The organism is Flavobacterium chryseum (assembly GCF_004362015.1).
Taxonomy (GTDB): domain Bacteria; phylum Bacteroidota; class Bacteroidia; order Flavobacteriales; family Flavobacteriaceae; genus Flavobacterium.
In genome coordinates, this window is sequence record NZ_SNWW01000004.1 from 390,142 (window position 1) to 409,260 (window position 19,119).

The 19,119-nt window shown below is 33.0% G+C and carries 15 protein-coding genes; 4 read left to right on the top strand and 11 right to left on the bottom strand.

Annotated features, from left to right (window positions below):
* Nucleotide 1 precedes the first annotated feature (1 nt).
* The 4 genes from EV143_RS10675 to EV143_RS10690 all read right to left on the bottom strand — a co-directional run bounded on the left by EV143_RS10675 (nucleotide 2) and on the right by EV143_RS10690 (nucleotide 3,472).
* The gene (locus tag EV143_RS10675) at nucleotides 2–736 is read right to left on the bottom strand and encodes a head GIN domain-containing protein (protein ID WP_133507915.1); all 735 of its coding nucleotides are present in this window, start codon (nucleotides 734–736) and stop codon (nucleotides 2–4) included.
* A 3-nt stretch (nucleotides 737–739) separates the two neighbouring features.
* The gene (locus EV143_RS10680; protein ID WP_133507916.1) at nucleotides 740–2,482 is read right to left on the bottom strand and encodes a PspC domain-containing protein; all 1,743 of its coding nucleotides are present in this window, start codon (nucleotides 2,480–2,482) and stop codon (nucleotides 740–742) included.
* A 2-nt stretch (nucleotides 2,483–2,484) separates the two neighbouring features.
* Complete coding sequence (locus EV143_RS10685) at nucleotides 2,485–2,820, bottom strand: PadR family transcriptional regulator (RefSeq protein WP_133507917.1); 336 nt, start codon at nucleotides 2,818–2,820, stop codon at nucleotides 2,485–2,487.
* A gap of 172 nt (nucleotides 2,821–2,992) precedes the next feature.
* On the bottom strand, nucleotides 2,993–3,472 hold the full coding sequence (locus EV143_RS10690; RefSeq protein ID WP_243739843.1) for a DUF4870 domain-containing protein: 480 nt from the start codon (nucleotides 3,470–3,472) through the stop codon (nucleotides 2,993–2,995).
* A gap of 231 nt (nucleotides 3,473–3,703) precedes the next feature.
* On the opposite strand from EV143_RS10690, the gene EV143_RS10695 reads away from it, so the two are divergent.
* Both EV143_RS10695 and EV143_RS10700 read left to right on the top strand, forming a co-directional pair.
* The gene (locus tag EV143_RS10695) at nucleotides 3,704–4,156 is read left to right on the top strand and encodes a DUF4442 domain-containing protein (protein WP_133507918.1); all 453 of its coding nucleotides are present in this window, start codon (nucleotides 3,704–3,706) and stop codon (nucleotides 4,154–4,156) included.
* Nucleotides 4,157–4,491: 335 nt separating this feature from the next.
* Nucleotides 4,492–7,887 carry a polysaccharide deacetylase family protein gene (locus tag EV143_RS10700; protein ID WP_133507919.1) on the top strand — a complete coding sequence of 1,132 codons (3,396 nt, stop codon included), beginning with the start codon at nucleotides 4,492–4,494 and terminating at the stop codon, nucleotides 7,885–7,887.
* 94 nt (nucleotides 7,888–7,981) lie between these two features.
* Here EV143_RS10700 and EV143_RS21450 read toward each other — a convergent pair whose 3' ends face one another.
* The 7 genes from EV143_RS21450 to EV143_RS10730 all read right to left on the bottom strand — a co-directional run bounded on the left by EV143_RS21450 (nucleotide 7,982) and on the right by EV143_RS10730 (nucleotide 14,008).
* On the bottom strand, nucleotides 7,982–8,137 hold the full coding sequence (locus tag EV143_RS21450; protein ID WP_166638140.1) for a hypothetical protein: 156 nt from the start codon (nucleotides 8,135–8,137) through the stop codon (nucleotides 7,982–7,984).
* 143 nt (nucleotides 8,138–8,280) lie between these two features.
* Nucleotides 8,281–10,530, bottom strand: a complete 2,250-nt coding sequence (locus EV143_RS10705) for a multicopper oxidase family protein (protein ID WP_133507920.1) — start codon at nucleotides 10,528–10,530, stop codon at nucleotides 8,281–8,283.
* Nucleotides 10,530–11,243, bottom strand: a complete 714-nt coding sequence (locus EV143_RS10710) for a heavy-metal-associated domain-containing protein (protein WP_133507921.1) — start codon at nucleotides 11,241–11,243, stop codon at nucleotides 10,530–10,532. Before EV143_RS10710 ends, EV143_RS10705 begins: the two co-directional genes overlap by 1 nt.
* 225 nt (nucleotides 11,244–11,468) lie before the next feature.
* Nucleotides 11,469–12,029, bottom strand: coding sequence for a helix-turn-helix domain-containing protein (locus tag EV143_RS10715; protein ID WP_133507922.1), 561 nt, complete (start codon nucleotides 12,027–12,029; stop codon nucleotides 11,469–11,471).
* A 6-nt stretch (nucleotides 12,030–12,035) separates the two neighbouring features.
* Complete coding sequence (locus EV143_RS10720; RefSeq protein WP_133507923.1) at nucleotides 12,036–12,563, bottom strand: DUF3347 domain-containing protein; 528 nt, start codon at nucleotides 12,561–12,563, stop codon at nucleotides 12,036–12,038.
* Between the two features lie 154 nt (nucleotides 12,564–12,717).
* Nucleotides 12,718–13,104, bottom strand: coding sequence for a hypothetical protein (locus EV143_RS10725; RefSeq protein WP_243739844.1), 387 nt, complete (start codon nucleotides 13,102–13,104; stop codon nucleotides 12,718–12,720).
* A gap of 70 nt (nucleotides 13,105–13,174) precedes the next feature.
* A complete protein-coding gene (locus tag EV143_RS10730) occupies nucleotides 13,175–14,008 on the bottom strand; it encodes an AraC family transcriptional regulator (RefSeq protein WP_133507924.1) in 834 nt (277 codons plus the stop codon).
* 102 nt (nucleotides 14,009–14,110) lie between these two features.
* On the opposite strand from EV143_RS10730, the gene EV143_RS10735 reads away from it, so the two are divergent.
* Both EV143_RS10735 and EV143_RS10740 read left to right on the top strand, forming a co-directional pair.
* Nucleotides 14,111–15,277, top strand: coding sequence for an MFS transporter (locus tag EV143_RS10735; RefSeq protein WP_133507925.1), 1,167 nt, complete (start codon nucleotides 14,111–14,113; stop codon nucleotides 15,275–15,277).
* A gap of 591 nt (nucleotides 15,278–15,868) precedes the next feature.
* Nucleotides 15,869–19,111 (top strand): SusC/RagA family TonB-linked outer membrane protein, encoded by a 3,243-nt coding sequence (locus EV143_RS10740; protein WP_133507926.1) that lies wholly within the window; start codon nucleotides 15,869–15,871, stop codon nucleotides 19,109–19,111.
* The last annotated feature ends 8 nt before the right edge of the window (nucleotides 19,112–19,119 follow it).

A 19,119-nucleotide genomic window follows, 5' to 3' on the forward strand; every position in this document is an offset into this window, starting at 1 on the left:
ATTAGCCCTGATTAATGCTTCCTCCTGAACTTGAATTTTTTTCAATTGTTTTAGGAACTGTATTGTAATTAACATTTCCACCGCTTGAAGCGCCCGCTTTCAGGCTTAAAATTGGGTGTACTTCTACACTTCCTCCGCTTGAAGCATCTGCTTCAACTTCGTTTGCTAACAATTCTCCCGCATCAATGCTTCCACCGCTTGAAGCTTTTGTTTGAATTTTTAATGCTTTTCCTTCAACTCTAATAACAGCTCCGCTGCTTGATCTGGCTACAATATTGTCAGATTCTAAGTTAACGTTCATAGTTGCAGCACTTGATGATTCTAACTCTATGTTTTCTCCCTGAATTACATTTTTGCTTTCTATTGATGATGCGCTCGAAGCGTTAAGTTTTTCAATAGTAGGCATTTTTACAGTTACTTTTTTCATTGTAACATTTCTGAAAGAACTGAATTTACATTTCACTACCAAAGTTCCGTTTTCTACTTTTGTAACGATCTCTTTTTGTAAATTATCATCAGCTTCAACTACAACTTCATACTTGTCCGATTGTTCTACAACTAATTCAATGGCATTGCTTACAGCTATGTTTTTAAAATCTCCCTGAACAATTCTTTTTTCAGTCGTAACATTTCCGCTGCCTTCAATTGTATTCATGTTTAAGTTACATGAGGCAAACAATAATGCTGTGATAGTCGCAATAATGAATTTTGTAATATGAATGATTATTTTTATCATGGCTTAGTTAATTTTAATTATAACTCCGTTTTTATCAGTGGTTAGCTTTCCTTTGGTTTTTTTTCCGTTTAAGACTTCTTTTCCATTAATTTTAATAGAAACCTCTTTTACAGTATCATTTTCAATAGTATTAACTTCAGTGTCGCCGTCGTTATCGTAATCTACATCTCCGTGCTCATTTTCTTCTGCCGGACAATTCAGGCATTTAATTTTTGAACCATCTACTTTATAATTGTAGTTGCCACTAAAGTGTAAGTTGAAAAAATCATCTTCAGAATCGTCATAATCTTGTACAGAGGCATCTGGTTTAAATAACTGCCCTTGTGGTAAGTACAAATATACATCAACTTCCTGACCTCTAAACTTGTTTTTTACATCTGTCAGGAAATAATTATCAAGAACTAAATGATTACCGTTGATCTGAAATTTATAGTTAATTTTTTCAGCTCTCTGTTTTGCATTTGTAAATGAATTTCCTCTTGCGCTTTTTTCTATTTGTAAATAAGCATTAGCTTCATCAGTATATAAAACATGTAAATGAACATCGTTTGAATAAATCAATTGGGTATTGGCAGAATCCTGAACAAACTCAAATTCTCTATGATGATCTAAATCTTTTGCGTAATAATCATTGTATCTGAATTTTACATAAAGAGTATCGTTTTTACTAATACCAATCTCTTTTTTCTCAACCGTTTTATTGTCGTATGAAATTTCAGTAGCTTGTTTGATTCCGATACTAATGGCAATGGCAACAGCAATAATCCAAATGGCTAACAAAGTATATTTTGCAATATTTCCGATAGATTTTAGGTCTGGAGATAACAATTTAAATCCTAAAAGTGTCAGGAAGAAAAACGGAATTCCAACAGCAAATAACATTAATAAACCAAATGACCAGATAGGATAGTCTGTAAAGTTTCCTGCGTCTACAAAATTTTGCCAAGGAAAGTCAACAAAAACGTTTGTTCCTAATGTAAATACTCCAATCAATAACATGATAAAAACACTTATTCCTGACATGATTAAGATAACGCCTAAAAATTTAGCGAATATTTTAAAAACCGTCATTACAAAGTCTCCAAATGAACTACTTATTCTCTCAGCTCCCGACTTTACCTGGTTTCCCATTGCATCATAATCTGCATTTTTAAATCGGTCAGATAATGAATCCAATTCTTCACGAACCTTTTTTTCGATATTAGAAATCGTTACAGGTTCACCAGTCATTTCCAGTTTTTCAGATGTTGTAACGGCTTCCGGAGTTACAACCCAAAGTACAAAGTAAGCTAAGATTCCGGTTCCAAAACCTGCAAAAACAAATACTAAGAATATGATTTTTATCCAGACAGCATCTATTCCAAAATAATGTCCTAAACCTGTTGCTACACCACCAATCATACCTTTTTCTTTATCGCGGTATAATTTTTTGTGTTTTCTTGTTCCGTTATCATTAAACGATTGTTTTGGTCTGTCTTCGTCTTCAATAATGTAGTCTTCCGGTTGACCCATAACCACAATCACTTCATCAACATCTTTCAATCCCACAACATGTTTTTCGCTTTTTTGTTTTTCTGTTAATAATTCAGAAACACGCATTTCGATATCTTTAATGATTTCATCTTGTCCGGATGAGTTGTTTAGCGATCGTTTTATGGCGTCAAAATAGCGCGTTAATTTTAAGTATGCATCTTCATCGATGTGAAAAAACATGCCTCCTAAGTTAATATTTACTGTTTTGTTCATGACTATTGATTTTGTTGATTGGTGATTAGTTTTACGGCATCAGACAATTCTGTCCAGGTACCGCTAAGTTCGTTTAAAAATGTTTGTCCTATTTCGGTTAGCCCGTAGTATTTTCGTGGTGGTCCTGAAGTTGATTCTTCCCAACGATAATTAAGCAAGCCGTCGTTTTTTAGTCTAGTTAAAAGTGGATAAACCGTTCCTTCTACAACTAGTAATTTAGCGTTTTTTAAAGTGTCTAATATTTCTGATGTGTATGCGTCTTTTTCTTTCAATACAGATAAGATGCAAAACTCAAGAACACCTTTGCGCATCTGTGCTTTTGTGTTTTCAATGTTCATAATTTCATTTTGTTTTTTTTAGATTGAACTGATTCGTTTTTTGATTGATGATAATTGATTGATGATTGATTTCGAAATTATCCTGATGATTTGATGTTTTCGACTATAACTTTTAATTTTATTATGTTACACTGAGCGAAGTCGAAGTGTTTTCATAATTGTTTTAATGACTTTACTTTATAAAAGGAATCGTCATTGGATATTTGTAATATTCTCCGTTTGATGTTTTTATAGAAGCATAAATAACTAAAAAGAACTCAACAACTTTTAGTAATCCAAAAAGTACTACTGCTGTTCCACCAATTGTAAGTAATCCGATATTCCCTTGAAAATCAAAATTTCTGATTACGAAATCTTCATCGTTAAAAACCGCTTGCATAGGAAGATTTTGAAAAAAAAGAATTACAAAAATCGGAATTGCAATTAAAGCCAAAATCAAAGTGTAAAGCAATAAGCTTAGTTGAAAATTCAAAGTCTGTTTTCCGTGGTGATTTACAAATTCGGATTTGACTTTATAACTCGTCCAGATTAAAATTGGAAAAATATAGTTTCCAAACGGAATAATGTACTGACTTAAAGTACTTAAATGTGTGAACGTTGCAGTGTTCTTGTCTGATGTTGTTTCCATGATGAGTGGTGTTGTTGTTTCCATGATTAAAAGCATATAGTAATTTCTTATACAAATATATGGTTAAAAGACAGTATCTTGTTTTGCATAGTACCAAATATTAACATAAAATTAACAAATTAAACATTTCATTTCATTTGAAAAAGTACTGAAAATCAATGTGAATGCCTTATTTTATTGATGAATTTTAGAAACAGCAGCAATATATTGTGCGTGCATAGTTTTTTTGTATTTTTACATAAAAAAATAAACCACATGGCAATTTCAGTTTCTAAACTCAACAAATTTGTATTATTCAAATTACCATCGGCATATATTTGTGGCGTACGTGTTAAAGCTATCGATGATAAAACCTGTATCGTAAGTGTAAAACACCGTTGGATTAATCAAAATCCGTTTAACTCGATGTACTTTGCAGTTCAGGCGATGGCAGCTGAGTTAACAACAGGAGCTTTGGTAATTGCTCAAATTCAGCAAAGCGGCAGAAAGATCTCGATGTTAGTTGCCAACAATAAAGGAAACTTTACCAAAAAGGCCACCGGAAGAATAACGTTTGTTTGTAACGACGGACATTTAATTGCCGAAGCGATTCAACAAACCATTGCAACAGGCGAGGGGCAAACCTTCTGGATGAAATCTATAGGAACTGACGAAAAAGGAGTTCAGGTTTCTGAAATGGACTTTGAATGGAGCATTCGAATAAAATAAATTATACCAAACAATATTATATAAGACCTGTACTATACAGGTCTTTTTTTTGAGAAATAGTTACTTTTTTTCTGCAATCGTTTGTTATACAGATAGTTTTGTTGTTTTTCTTTTGTTATTTTATTCAATAAAATCATTTAAAAAAATACAGTGCTTTAACTTTAATTTTTATTTAATAGTATTAATTTTACATTTTTAATTTTCTACTTGTAGATGATAGATGTAATGATATGGATAATAAAGGCTTTGATTTATTGAACTTACTTAAAGTTCTACAATTTGAAATTAGATTTTTGATTGATTTTCAAGAACATTCACCTAATAAGTAAGCGTGTATGGAAGATAAAAAACAAATATTTCAGACAGTAACCCAAAAACGCTGGAGAACATTTCAATGGTCAAGCAGGTTTATTTTGTTTATTCTTATTTTAATGATCCCTGTTTTTTTTATTACATTAAAAAGAGGATTAAAACCGCCATTACCACTTTTAGCAAACAACAGCCGGGCCGGGCATAGTTTGGAAAATCCTATTGTACCAAAAGATTTAAGTGCCAGCGAGCTCAAAAAATTTAAAGGATTTGATTATTTCTTAAGAGCAAAAACTAAAATAGGAAAATTAAATACTCAGCCAATTTCTCCAAAGACAGCATCAGAGGTTCGGGCTGCTTTTTATGTAAATTGGGATCCTCAAAGTTTATTTTCACTACAGAAGAATATCGATAAACTTAATATGATAGTTCCGGAATGGTTTTTTATTGATCCCAAAACTGATTTGCTCCGAACAGAGATTGATACTGCGGCTCTAAAAGTTATGAAAAAAGGAAAAATAAAGATACTTCCGTTAATCAATAACATCAACGAATCACTGGGTGAAGGCGAATTTGACGGCGATCTTATTCATCGCATACTTCATGATACAAATAAAAGAGAAAGACTGATCAATGATATTGTAAAAACATTAAAAAAATATGATTTACAAGGCATTAATATTGATTTTGAAGAATTTAAAGAAAGTAGCGATGAGCCAATAATTGCTTTTCAAAAGGCATTATATGAAAAACTACATCCTTTAGGATATCTTGTTTCGCAGGATATTATGGCAGGAGATGATGATTTTAATGTAAAAGCATTGTCTAAATACAATGACTACATGTTTCTTATGGCTTATGATGAACATTATGCCGGCAGTATACCGGGCGAAATCAGCAGTCAGAAATGGATTGAAAGAATAGTAGATAAAACAGCAAAAGAAATTCCGTCAGAGAAAATTATTCTTTGTTTTGCCGGTTACGGATACGATTGGCAGGAGAAACAGGAGGGAGAAACTATCACCTATGATCAGGCAATTGCGATTGCCAAACAATATAATGCTGTAATAAAATTTAACAATAACAGTTACAATAACTCTTTTACATACACAGATAGTAATGGCAAAAAGCATGAAGTTGATTTTGAAGATGCTGCCACTAATTTTAATACCATTCGATTTAGTGACGAATATGGTTTGGCCGGAACTGCCTTGTGGCGTTTAGGAAGCGAAGATCAGCGTTTGTGGACTTTTTATCAGCGGAGTTTAACAAACGAAAGCATCAACAAAAAACCTTTCGATTTTAAAGTAATGAAACGGGTAAATACCCGAATCGAAAGTCCCGCCTATATTGGCGATGGCGAAATATTAAATGTAATAGCCGATCCCGCTCCGGGAAAAATAGAAATAGAAATCGATAATGAAGAAGATATCATTACCGAACAAAAGTATGTAGAATTACCCACTAAATATGTAATTAGTAAATTTGGAAATGTAAACAAACAAGTCATTTTAACTTTTGATGACGGGCCAGATCCTACTTACACGCCTCAAATACTAGATATTTTAAAGAGAGAAAAAGTCCCGGCAGTATTTTTTGTTATAGGTATTCAGGGAGAAAATAACATTCCGTTATTGCAAAGAATTTATAAAGAAGGTCACGAAATAGGCAATCATACTTTTACCCATCCCAATATTGCTTTGGTAAGTCCGGAAAGAGCTTCAAAAGAAATGGAAACGACACGATTATTAATCGAAGCCGTTACCGGAAAAAGCACTGTGCTTTTTAGAGCACCGTATAACGCAGATGCCGAACCCACAACAGAAGCCGAACTGAAACCAATTGCCTTAAGCAAAGCACAAAATTATTATACGGTTGGCGAAAGTATCGATCCTAATGATTGGGAAAAAGGCGTAAGTGCCGATTCTGTTTATATAAGAACCATCAAACAATATGAGGCAAATCCTGATAAAGGAATTATTTTGCTTCATGATGCCGGCGGAAACAGAGAAGCTACAGTTGAAGCTTTGCCTCGAATTATTAAATATTTTAAAGACAGAAACGTTCAGTTTACAACAGTTGCTCATTTACTTGGCAAAACCAAAGATGAGATTATGCCAACAGCAAAAGGGCCGTTTATAACGGTAGATAATTTGATTTTCGATTTTGGATATTGGTTCGGAAATTTTATTACTGCTGCATTTTGGGTCGCAATTTTTCTGGGTTTTCTGCGAATCGCATTAATGGCATTAATGGCCTTTATAAAAAAATGGAAAGATCATAAATATCCGCCGGTTTATAAATCGTCTATGGGCGTTTTTCCTAAAGTAAGTATTATTGTTCCTGCTTATAATGAAGAAATAAATGCCGTAAAAACAATAGAAAATTTACTGGGCCAGGATTATCCTGATTTTGACATTGTTTTTGTAGATGACGGATCTAAAGACAAAACTTTTGCCATGATAAACGAAGCTTTCGGAAATAACCCAAAAGTAAAAGTAAATACGAAGCCTAACGGAGGAAAAGCGTCAGCCTTAAATTACGGAATTGCACTAACGCAAAATGAATATGTAGTTTGTATTGATGCCGATACGCAGCTTAAAACCGATGCCATTTCGCAATTAATGAAAGGATTTAGAATTCAATTAAAAAATGATGCAGAAATTGGTGCCATTGCCGGAAATGTAAAAGTAGGGAATGAAAACACAATGCTTACCAAATGGCAGAGTATTGAATATACAACAGCACAGAATTTTGACCGACGAGCTTTTGATTTAATAAACGGAATAACAGTTGTTCCGGGAGCAATTGGGGCGTTTAGAAAAATAGCAATAGAAAAAGCAGGAGGTTTTACAACTGATACACTTGCAGAAGATTGCGATTTAACCATTCGTATCTTAAGAAACGATTATCATATTATAAACTGCATAGAAGCTGTAGCGATAACAGAAGCTCCTGAAAGTTTGAAAGAATTTATGAAACAGCGTTTTCGCTGGAGTTACGGTATTATGCAGGCTTTCTGGAAAAACCGTGACGCCTGTTTTAACCCAAGATATAAAGGATTGGGAATGGTAGCGTTACCAAACGTTCTGATTTTTCAAATCATATTGCCAATCTTTGCACCTTTGGCCGATTTAGTTCTTATTTTAAGTTTAATCTGGAACCACAATGATCCTGATAGTCTTCATAAAATATTAATTTATTACATCGCATTTATGGTGGTTGACATGTTGGTTAGCGTTATTGCTTTCATTTTTGAAAAAGAAAAACTGACCAAATTACTATGGCTAATTCCGCAGCGGTTTGTATACAGACAATTAATGTATGTGATTTTGTTTAGGGCATTAAGAAGAGCCATAAAAGGGGAAAGCCAAAGTTGGGGAGTACTCACAAGAACGGGAAATGTTGCAACAGTAAAATAGCCCTTAAATTTTTCATACAACTCAGGAACAAAAAAAAAACCATAAAAAAAGACCTCAAATAGATGAGGTCTTTTTTGTTGAAATCGTGTTTCAATTATTTTTTAACGCAACACGCTTTTTTATCTGTCGCTGATTTTTTACAGCATGATTCTTTTTTAGCTTTTTCTTTTTTAGGATCTGGTTTTGTGTCTTGCGCTTGTAATCCAATTGTAAATAAAGCGATTGCTAAAACGGTAAATAATTTTTTCATTTTCTGTATAATTTAATTATTAGGTATTTTTTTAACTTAAGATGTTGGTTCAAATATAAAAACATTTCTTAGAGTTAATTCATATTGATTCGTTAATCTTTTAATCTGTGGTAAAATAAAAAAGCACTATTGGTTCCAATTCTTTAGTAATTCAAATTAACTCCAAAACCAACTCCCATATCGCTATCATAATGTGTAGTAATTCCGAAGTTTCTGGCAACAATATATTTTAAACCTGCCATATATTCCTTATCAGTATTCCACATTAAATTCATTCGTAAACGTCTGGAAAGCGGAATGTCTTTTCTTTCAAATTGTACTCTCACATTTCCATCCGTATAAACTTCAACTTGTGCTTTTACAAGCATAGGCAAAGTATACTCCATACCCGCACTAAAAACCGAACGGTTGTCTTTGGTATTCGTTTGCCCAAAAAGATTTTGCTCCTGTTCGTCCATTACCATTTTTCGGTAGCGCCAATCAAAACCTATAAAAGGCATAAACCATTGCATTTTACCAATATATCGACCAATATGTGTTTCGGTTTCATAACCGTGTTTGTCGTTATAGCCCAATCTCCATTCTGTTCCAATACTCCAACGCGTGTTGCTAAACATCGCTTCACCGTCGTTTCCGTTTGAGGCAAAATCATTTTCAGCCATAAAATGAAACATTCGATCGTCCATCTTTAGCATTTTGTACGCCATTTTAGGATGGTGAATTAAAGGATTGGGCGCTGAATTTTCATAACTTAAAATGCGTCCCATTCCGGCCATCATATGATACAAAATGTGACAATGAAAAAACCAATCGCCATCGGCATTTGCCTGAAATTCAATTGTGTCCGTTTCCATCGGCATAATATCAATTACATTTTTTAGAGGAGAATAATCGCCATGTTCATTCAAAATCCTGAAATCGTGCCCGTGTAAATGCATCGGATGACGCATCATCGATCCGTTATACAATACAATGCGAACGTTTTCGCCTTTTTTAATCAAGATTTTATCCGTTTCTGAGATTACTTTATTGTCTAAACTCCAAACATACCGATTCATATTCCCGGATAATTCAAAGCGCAATTCTTTTACCGGTGCATCTTTTGGTAATGTTGTTTTGGTTGGCGATTTTAGCATTCCGTAATTCAAAGTCGTAATCTCAGCAGTTTCTGTGGTATCGCTTGGCATTTCCATACCTTCCATAGTATGATTAGAATGATCTTCTTTTTTTACAGATTCATCTTTGCCGGAAATTTCAGGATACATTATGGCATTCATGTCCATTGTATTGAGCGACATTTTCATACCCATATCATTCATTTCGCCGTTCATCTTCATCATATCATTCATCATTTTCATCCCTTCAAAATATTTCAATTTCGGAAGATGAGCAACAGGTTGTTTGGTTCCTTCACCAAGAAACAAAGAAGCAGATCCGGTTCTGTCTTCGGCTGTAGCCAAAAAAGCAAATGATTTTTTATCATCAGGAATTGTCACTACAATATCATACGTTTCAGAAACTGCAATTATTAGTCGATCGACTTCTACTGGCTCAACATCATTTCCATCGCTGGCCACAACAGTTATTTTTCCACCACCATATGTTAGCCAGAAATAACTTGACGCGCCTCCGTTTGCAATTCTCAATCTCACTTTATCACCTGCTTTAAATTGCGAAAGCTGATCTTCACTTTTTCCGTTAATTAAAAACTTCTCATAATAAACATCACTCACATCCATGGCATTCATGCGTTTCCATTCGTTGGTGACTTTTGTAGAAAAATGACCTTTTTGAATTGCCTCGGCATAACTTTGAGTTGTTCCTTTTTTTATCGCAAACCAATCGTTGGCATTGTGCAGCATTCGTTGAATATTTTCCGGTTTTAAATCTGTCCATTCACTTAAAATGACCGGAACAGTGGGCAAATCATCAATCCCTTTTCTAAAAGTAGCATCGTCTTTCTTTTTGTTAATGATAAAAAGTCCGTACAAACCAATTTGTTCCTGCAATCCCGAATGGCTGTGATACCAATAGGTTCCGTTTTGAATAATCGGAAAAGTATATTTGTGTGTAGTTCCTGGTTTAATTGGCATTTGAGTTAAATACGGAACACCATCTTCTTTGTTAGGTAAAAATAATCCGTGCCAATGTAAGGCCGTATCTTCATTTTCTAGCTCGTTATGGACATAAATTTCTGCAACATCACCTTCGGTAAAAGTTAATGTTGGCATAGGAATTTGTCCGTTAACCGTAAGAGCGCGCTTTTCTTTTCCGGAAAAATTTACAATCGTATCGCGCACATGCAAATCATAGCGAACCACTTTCTGCGAAAGCATAATTTGTGTGAAACAGAAGAGAAATAATATCGTTAAAAGTGGTTTTTTATAGCTCATTATATCATTGTTATAAGCATTATCAAACTCATTATGATCATCAAACCATCTTCGATAATGGTAACGGTGCTCATTGGTAAATTAAAAACGTCACCCAAACAAGCACACTGAATTTTCTTTTTATTTAATACCGATTGCAAAACTCCAATGATACTAATACTCATTACAATAAAGGTAACGGCATTTGTGAAAATGGGGTTGAAATTCAATAAATAAGAAATTCCTAAACCAAGTTCTATAAAGGCATAAACATATCCCCAAACCGGAATTTTTCTAGCCAAAACATCGTACATCATATAACTTTCAGCAAATCCTTTTAAATTCAGCATTTTAAAAAATGAGAAAACTAAAAAGAATCCCGCCATAAAATGCTGCATGGCCTGCATGTAATTGAAATGATGATTTGTTACTTGTATTAATCCTGTAACTAAACTGATATAAAAGAAAATCAGTACAATAGGTTTGTAAGTTTCAAACCAGGATTTGGTTTGTTCTACAGTTTCGCTATGAGCAATGGCCGAAATTTGATATTTACTTTCTAAAGCTTTTTGTAAATCCGGTAGCGCAACATGTTTACTCATGGTAACAGTTGCTGTATTTTTGTCTTTTGATACCTCAACATTTGTGATATTATCGACAAGTTGAAGTGCTTTTTTTACTTTGTCTTCGCAACTGGAACAAGTCATTCCGGTAAGCTGATAGGTATGTGTCATTGTTTTATTTTTTAATATTACAATGCAAATTTCCGAAGTAACGTTTACTTCGGTTTGTATAATTTTGAGAATGATTTGCAAGATTTATAAATTTTTTTTTTACCGCAAAGACCGCAAAGGTTTTTGTATATGTAAGGAATTACAAAAAGCGCAAAGTTCGCAAAGCCTTCAATAAAAACTTTGTGAACTTTGCGCAAATCTTTGTGTTCTTTGCGGTAAAAAGAATTATAAATTCTCAATCTGAATTCGTTTCTTATCCTTCAATTGCTTGAAATAAGTGGGAGTAAAGCCAGTAATTTTCTTGAACTGATTACTTAAATGTGCCACATTGCTATAGTTTAGAATATCTGCAATTTCGCTTAACGAAAGCTCGTTGTAGATCAATAATTCTTTTACTTTTTCGATTTTCTGGCTAATGAAATATTTTTCAATTGTAGTGTTTTCAACTTCTGAGAACAAGTTACTAAGCGTGCTGTAATCCTGGTTGAGGTTTTCGACCAAATAATCAGACAAGTTGATTTTGAGTTCGTTGTTTTTATGATGAACCAAATCGACAATAATATTCTTTATTTTCTCAATCGTTTTACTTTTTTTATCATCAATAAAATCAAAACCTAGAGACTGAAGGTTTTTGAGTAAAATTTCTTTTTGATTTTCAGGAATAGCATCTTGTACTTCGACCTCGCCCAATTCAACAGAAATAGTATGAAGTCCAAGTTTTTCAAACTCAGACTTCACAACCATTTTACAACGACCACACACCATGTTTTTGATGTAGAGTGTCATAATTATTTATTTGATAGTTTCAACTACGTTTCCGCAAGTTAACATCGAAGAGCCGTAATACGGATTTTTAACTGCTTTTTCTTTGCTTAACCAATCAGCATCAGCCATTGGGCAATATTGTTTGTAAACAGCTTCAGTCGATTTCGAAACTTTAATTAAATCGTAAGTATTTTTTGAAAGTGATTTAAAAGTCTCACGTTGTTTTTTAAGATCTGTAGTTGCTGAAATGCTTTTAGCATCAGCCGTTAATTTCTTTACAACTTTCATCCAAACATTGTGTTCGTCACTTTTTAGTTTGTCCATTTTAACGGCAGTAATGGCAGTTAATAAGTCTTTAGCTTTCGCCGAAGTTAACTTCGAATCACTTTTAATTAAAGCATCCTTTACAACAAAATAAGCATCATATACTGTTTGTAACTGACTTGAATAAGCTTCAATTCCAGATGTTTTACTTTTAGTTGTATTTGCCTGAATAAAATTTGCAGAGAATAATAAAGTAATTATGACTGCTATAGTTGCTATTGAATTTTTCATTTTATATAGTTTTGATAGAGAATTACTATTTCTCTAAATTAAATATTTAATTTTTTTTATCGGATATTAATCTCGCAAAGTAGCAGAGATACAAAGGGTAATATTTTTTCTTAGAGCCTTTTACAAAACAGAATTATGGCTGTCAGAAATAGGATTATTTTATTTTTGGTGGTAACCAAATAGAAGTAAAACCGTCAGAAATACTAGCGGTTTTGTGATATGAGATAGATTTCTCAGGAGAGAAATTAAATAGATCATTATTGAATTCGAATTCGTTTAAGGCAATCAGACTAAATTGTAAAGCTGTTGTAGTACAACTCGAATGATCACACTTTCCGCTGCAGCCGTGTTGATCTTTTTTAGAATCATGACTTTTTTCGCAACAATTATTTTGACAGGTATGTGAAATTTCTTTTTGAGAAGATAATTTCTTTTCGCTAGAAATTTTTTCAGAAGCTCTTCCGCATGCATAACCCGAATTGGTCATCAAAAAGAAGCCAAGAGTTAAAAAGAAAAATAATATGTGGAATTTTTTTGGCAATGAAATTGTTTTTGAAATACAAATTTAGAGATTTTTTTTAAGAGCCGCTATTTATTTAAGATTTCAAATGTTATGTTTTTTTGAAATCAGTCGGCTTCATGTGTTTTCGTTTTTTAAAATAATTTGATAAATGGCTTTCATCGGTAAAACCAAATTCATAAGCAATTTGCTTAATGGGCAATTGATTGTTATGAATTCGTTTTTCTATTAAAGTAGTTCTTAAATTATGAATATAATCACGATAGCCAATCGCAAAAGTTCTTTTAAAATAAGCACTAAAATACGTTTCTGCAATATTAAAATGGTTTGCTATAACCTTAATCTGCACCAATTTGGGCTGATAAATATTCTGGTGAATATAAGTAGCAATTTGTTCGTTGTCTATATGAGTCGATTTCATTTGCAAATTCATGCATCGAATCGTTTCTTTTATTAATCCGAAAATTGAAAGAATTTGATAAAAAACAATTGGTGAGCTCGAAACATCAGTTTTACAATTATAAGCAGATATGTTTTCGATTGTGTTTTTTAAAATAGTTTTACACGGATCATCAAATTTTAAAATCGTTTCTTTTAATAATTTGTTACGCATAAAATCTTCCGGCGTATTCAAAAGTAAATCATCACAAAAAAGATTTTTTTTCGAATCGAAATAATTGTCTGTAAACTTAATATAAACAAATCGGGTGCTTTTTTTGATGTCAAAATAATGTTCATCTTCCGGAGAAATAACAAACAAATCACCCGTTTTATACGGAAGTAAGTTGTTGTTTAGATGATGAATTCCGCTTCCCTTTTTGATATAAATAATTTCATAATAAGTATGTGTGTGCGGAACATGAGGAAATACCTCATCTTCAAATTCATGAATGATTAGTTTTTCAAACTGATTAAATTTTGGCATAACATAAATTTACAAGTTTATGTCGCAAATGTACAACTAAATTTATGTAAAATGATGTTAAATTTGCATCATAGAAAGTCTATTCCTTTCTTGTAAAAACAAATGAAAAAAAGTCTTATTGCACTCTCATTAGGAGGATTAACAATCGGAATAACCGAATTTGTAATGATGGGTTTATTGCCTGATATTGCTTCAGACATGAAAGTTACCATTCCTGTTGCAGGATATTTAATTTCGTCTTACGCTTTAGGTGTTGTTATTGGTGCACCTTTATTGGTAATCCTTGGGAGAAATTTCGCTCCAAAAAAAATGCTTTTAATTTTAGCTTTGATGTTAACGGTTTTTAATGCTCTCTCGATCATCGCGCCAAACTATAATTTTTTATTCGCTTCCAGATTTCTTTCCGGATTGCCGCACGGCGCCTTTTTTGGAGTTGGGGCAGTAGTGGCCAGTCGTTTGGCGGATAAAGGTAAAGAAGCTCAGGCAATTGCCATTATGTTTTCTGGATTAACGTTAGCAAATCTTATTGGGGTGCCCATTGGTACTTACATAGGACATCATTTTATATGGCGTTATACTTTTATACTTATTGCAATTGTTGGTTCGTTAACACTTTTGTTTATCTATTTATGGATGCCGAATTTAGAAAAAAGCGGAAATGTAAATATGAAAACACAATTAAAGTTCTTCCAACAAATAGATGCGTGGTTAATCATCGGAATTACGGCAATTGGTTTTGGTGGATTGTTTGCCTGGATTAGTTACATCGCGCCTTTATTAATAAACGTTTCGAGATTTTCTGCAGAAGATGTTTCGTATATATTAATCCTTGCCGGATTTGGAATGGTTGTCGGGAATTTTGCCGGAGGAAAACTGGCAGATAAATTTTCTCCAGCACCTACCACATTAGCCTTATTATTTGTAATGGCTATCGATTTAATTTTGGTTTACTTTTTCTCTAACAATCAATATGCATCATTATTTCTAACATTTCTAACAGGTTGTATTTCGTTTTCGGTTATTGCTCCAATTCAGATGTTAATGATTAAAACAGCTAAAGGTGCAGAAATGATCGCATCAGCTTCGCTTCAGGGAAGTTTTAATATTGGTAATGCACTCGGAGCTTTTCTTGGCGGATTACCACTTGTGGCCGGATACAGTTATGCTTCTCCAAACCTTATAGGAGTTGGTATGTCAATTATCGGAATGATTATTACATTGGTTTTAATACAGCGACGTAAAACTTCATTAGAATTGCAAAGCGCATAAATTAACTTTTACTCAAATTGCAAACCCTTAAACTATTGTTGTTTAAGGGTTTTTTTGTGCTTTTTTTAATTCTTTTCTAAAAATTATTGACACTAATTTTCTACTTGTAAGTAATGGTATCAGAATTTTTTAAGTTAGAATTTTTAGAATTTTATTTTTTCATTTAATTCTTCTCTCTGCGAAAAATTTTAAGTGTGATTTTTACACCTGATAATTCAACAATAATTCTTCTTGTAATCGATTGTTTTTTTAATGAATACACAACAAATCTTTAATTAATAAAAATATATTTAATATTTTTTATGGATTAAAATTACACATGTCATATAAAAAATGCCTTTTAATTTTGATATGTAATTTTATTTAGGAAATTTTTATGAATTTTAATTTTTTATATAAAAAAAATATCTATGTTTGTGTAATCGATTACATGAAGATTTTCCTAAGAAAAAATTAATGTACGAATATGATGTTTGAATCTAAAAAGTAGAGCATTTATTATCAAATCGAGTTTCCAAAAAACATAAAAAATTTACGCATACAAAAAAACACTTAAACTAAAAAAACAATTAATAACTTAAAGAGTAAACTATGAATTTTAAAGATTTATTTACTAAAAAAACGAATCATTACCTCGCATTTGTTTTCTTGTTATGCTTATTGATGAGCAATCAAGTAAGCGCACAAAATGTGACACTCGAAGGTACTGTAAAAGATGCCTCAGGTTTAGGTCTTCCTGGTGTTAATATATTAGAGAAGGGTACGAAAAATGCAGCTTCATCAGATTTTGACGGACGTTATAAAATTAAACTGAGCAATCCTAAGGCAGTATTAAGTTTTTCTTTTATAGGTTTTAAAACCAAAGAAGTATCGGTTGATGGAAAAACAAAACTTGATGTTTCAATGTCTGAAGATTCTAATAGCTTAAATGAAGTTGTAGTGATTGGATATGGAACCTCAAAGAAATCTGATTTAACAGGAGCAGTTTCTACTATTTCCGGTAACGATTTGAAAAAAGTGCCAGTAGCAAATGTTGCTGAAGCACTAACAGGTCGAATTGCAGGTGTACAGGTAACTTCATCAGAAGGTTCTCCGGATGCAGATATCAGAATTAGAGTTCGTGGAGGCGGTTCTCTTACTCAGGATTCCTCACCTTTAATTATTGTAGATGGATTTCCGATAAATAGTATGAATGATATTTCTTCATCTGATATTGATTCCATGACTGTTTTAAAAGATGCTGCTTCAACTGCAATATACGGATCACGTGGTGCAAACGGGGTAATTCTTATTACAACAAAACGTGGAAAAGATGGTAAAGTAGCTGTAAACTTTAATATGTTTTACGGTATGAAAACGATGGCAAATCAAATTGATGTTTTGTCGCCTGAAGATTACACTAAGTGGCAATACGAATATGCTTTACTTTCTCAAACAGGAACAAAAGTAGCTTCAAATCCAACCTCTTACACTAAGTATTTTGGAAACTGGGAAGATCAGGATATGTACAAAGGATTAAAGGGAGATGATTGGCAAAAGCAGATTTTCGGACGTACAGGAGAGGTGCAAAGTCGCGATTTAGGAATTAGAGGCGGAAGTGATAAGATTAATTATAATTTTAATTATGCTCATTATGATGAAAAGGCAATTATGATAGGTTCAAATTATAAAAGAAATAACCTTTCTCTTGCTTTAAACAGTAAAATAAGTGATAAGATTGATGTTGGTTTTACTGTTCGTTATTCAGATACTGAGATTGATGGGGGAGGCGTAAATGAACAAAATGAAAAATCTTCTTCAGATTCACGTATGCGTACAATTGTTGGTTATGCCCCGATTCCGGTATCAGGTCTGACTTCTGAAGATGTTTCAGGAGATGGTTCAGATGTATTGATAAATCCTTTGAGATCAATTTATGATAATAATCGCCAGCAATTTCGCAAGAACTTTAATATGTTAGGAAGTTTTGGATGGGAGATTGTAGATAATTTAAAATTGAAAGTAGATTTAGGTGTGGATAATTTTAACACTTTAGATTATCGTTTTTACGGACGTAGTACTTATTATGTAGCTAATGCTCCGATTGGTATATTACAAGGTAAGCCGGCAATGATTATGTCAGACGGTAAGGATAAACGTTTTAGAAATGCTAATACCTTAAATTATGATTTCAAAAACATAATGGGTGAAAACCATCACTTGACAGCTCTTCTTGGACAAGAAAGCATTACATATACTTCAAGTACCTTAACTAATACGATTCATGGATATCCTAACTTTTTTGATTTTGATAAAGCAAAAACATTAACAACACAAGGAACTCCACAATCAGTAGATAATAATTACAGCCCTGAAGATAAGTTATTGTCCTTTTTCGGACGTGCAAATTATGATTACAAAAATCGTTACATATTATCAGCTACATTTCGTGCAGATGGTTCAAGTAAATTTTCAGAAGATAATCGTTGGGGATATTTCCCGGCATTTGCAGCAGGATGGAAAATTTCTGAAGAAAGCTTCCTGAAAGGTACAAGCTGGATAGATCTTTTAAAAGTAAGAGCTAGTTATGGTGAAGCAGGAAATAATAATATACCTGTTGGGCAGCAAATTCAAATTTTTCAATCTACACCAACAACATGGATCAATGGAGTTACCAGTGTTTGGGCACCTTCGAAAACAATGCCTAATCCTGAGTTGAAATGGGAAACGACAGTAACTCAAAATGTTGGTTTAGATTTTGGATTTTTCAAAAATCGCTTAAGTGGTAATTTTGATGTGTATAAAAATATTACGAGTGATTTGTTAATTAATTTTCCAGTTCCGGGTTCAGGATACGATTATCAATACCGTAACATGGGTGAAACACAAAACACAGGTTTTGAGGCCACTATAAATGTTGTAGCTATTGAAAAAGCCAAATACGGATTGAATTTTTCATTCAATATGGGAATAAACAAAAACCGTATTAACTCATTAGGTGTTATGAATAATTTCGGACAGGCTACTGGTTGGGCTTCTTCACAAATTGGAGATGATTATTTGATAGAGGTTGGTTCTTCTCTAGGAACTATGTATGGCTATAAAAATGATGGAAGATATGAAGTTTCTGACTTTGATTATGCTGCAGGAAAATATACTTTAAAAAGTGGAGTAATTAGTACTGCTACTACTTTAGTTGGAGATGGAAGTTCTCTTAAACCAGGAGATATGAAATTGAAAGATGTTAATGGAGATGGTAAAGTAGATTTAAATGACAAAACAGTTATTGGTAATGTTAATCCTAAAAGTTCTGGTGGTTTTGTTATTAACGGAAATGCTTATGGGTTCGATTTAATGGCAGCTTTTAACTGGAGTATTGGTAATGAAGTATATAATGCTGATAAAATTGAATTTTCAACAGCTACTGCTTCAGGACAGTATAAAAACTTAAATTCAACTATGGCTGACGGAAAGAGATGGACGAATTTGGATCCCGCTTCAGGTCAATTAGTAACAGATCCAGATGCATTAGCAGCTCTTAATGCCAATACAACGATGTGGTCTCCGTATATGAGAAGTGCTATATTTACTGATTGGGCAGTTGAAGATGCATCATTCTTAAGATTGAATACCTTAACATTAGGATATACAGCCCCTGAAATGTTTACGTCTAAAATTGGAGTTTCTAAATTGAGATTCTATCTGACAGCAAGCAATGTTTTTGTTTGGACAAACTATACGGGTTCTGATCCGGAAGTTTCAACGAGAAGAAAAAATCCACTAACGCCTGGGGTTGATTCAAGTCCTTATCCAAGAAGCAGACAAATGGTTTTTGGGATGAATCTTAATTTCTAATTTTAAAT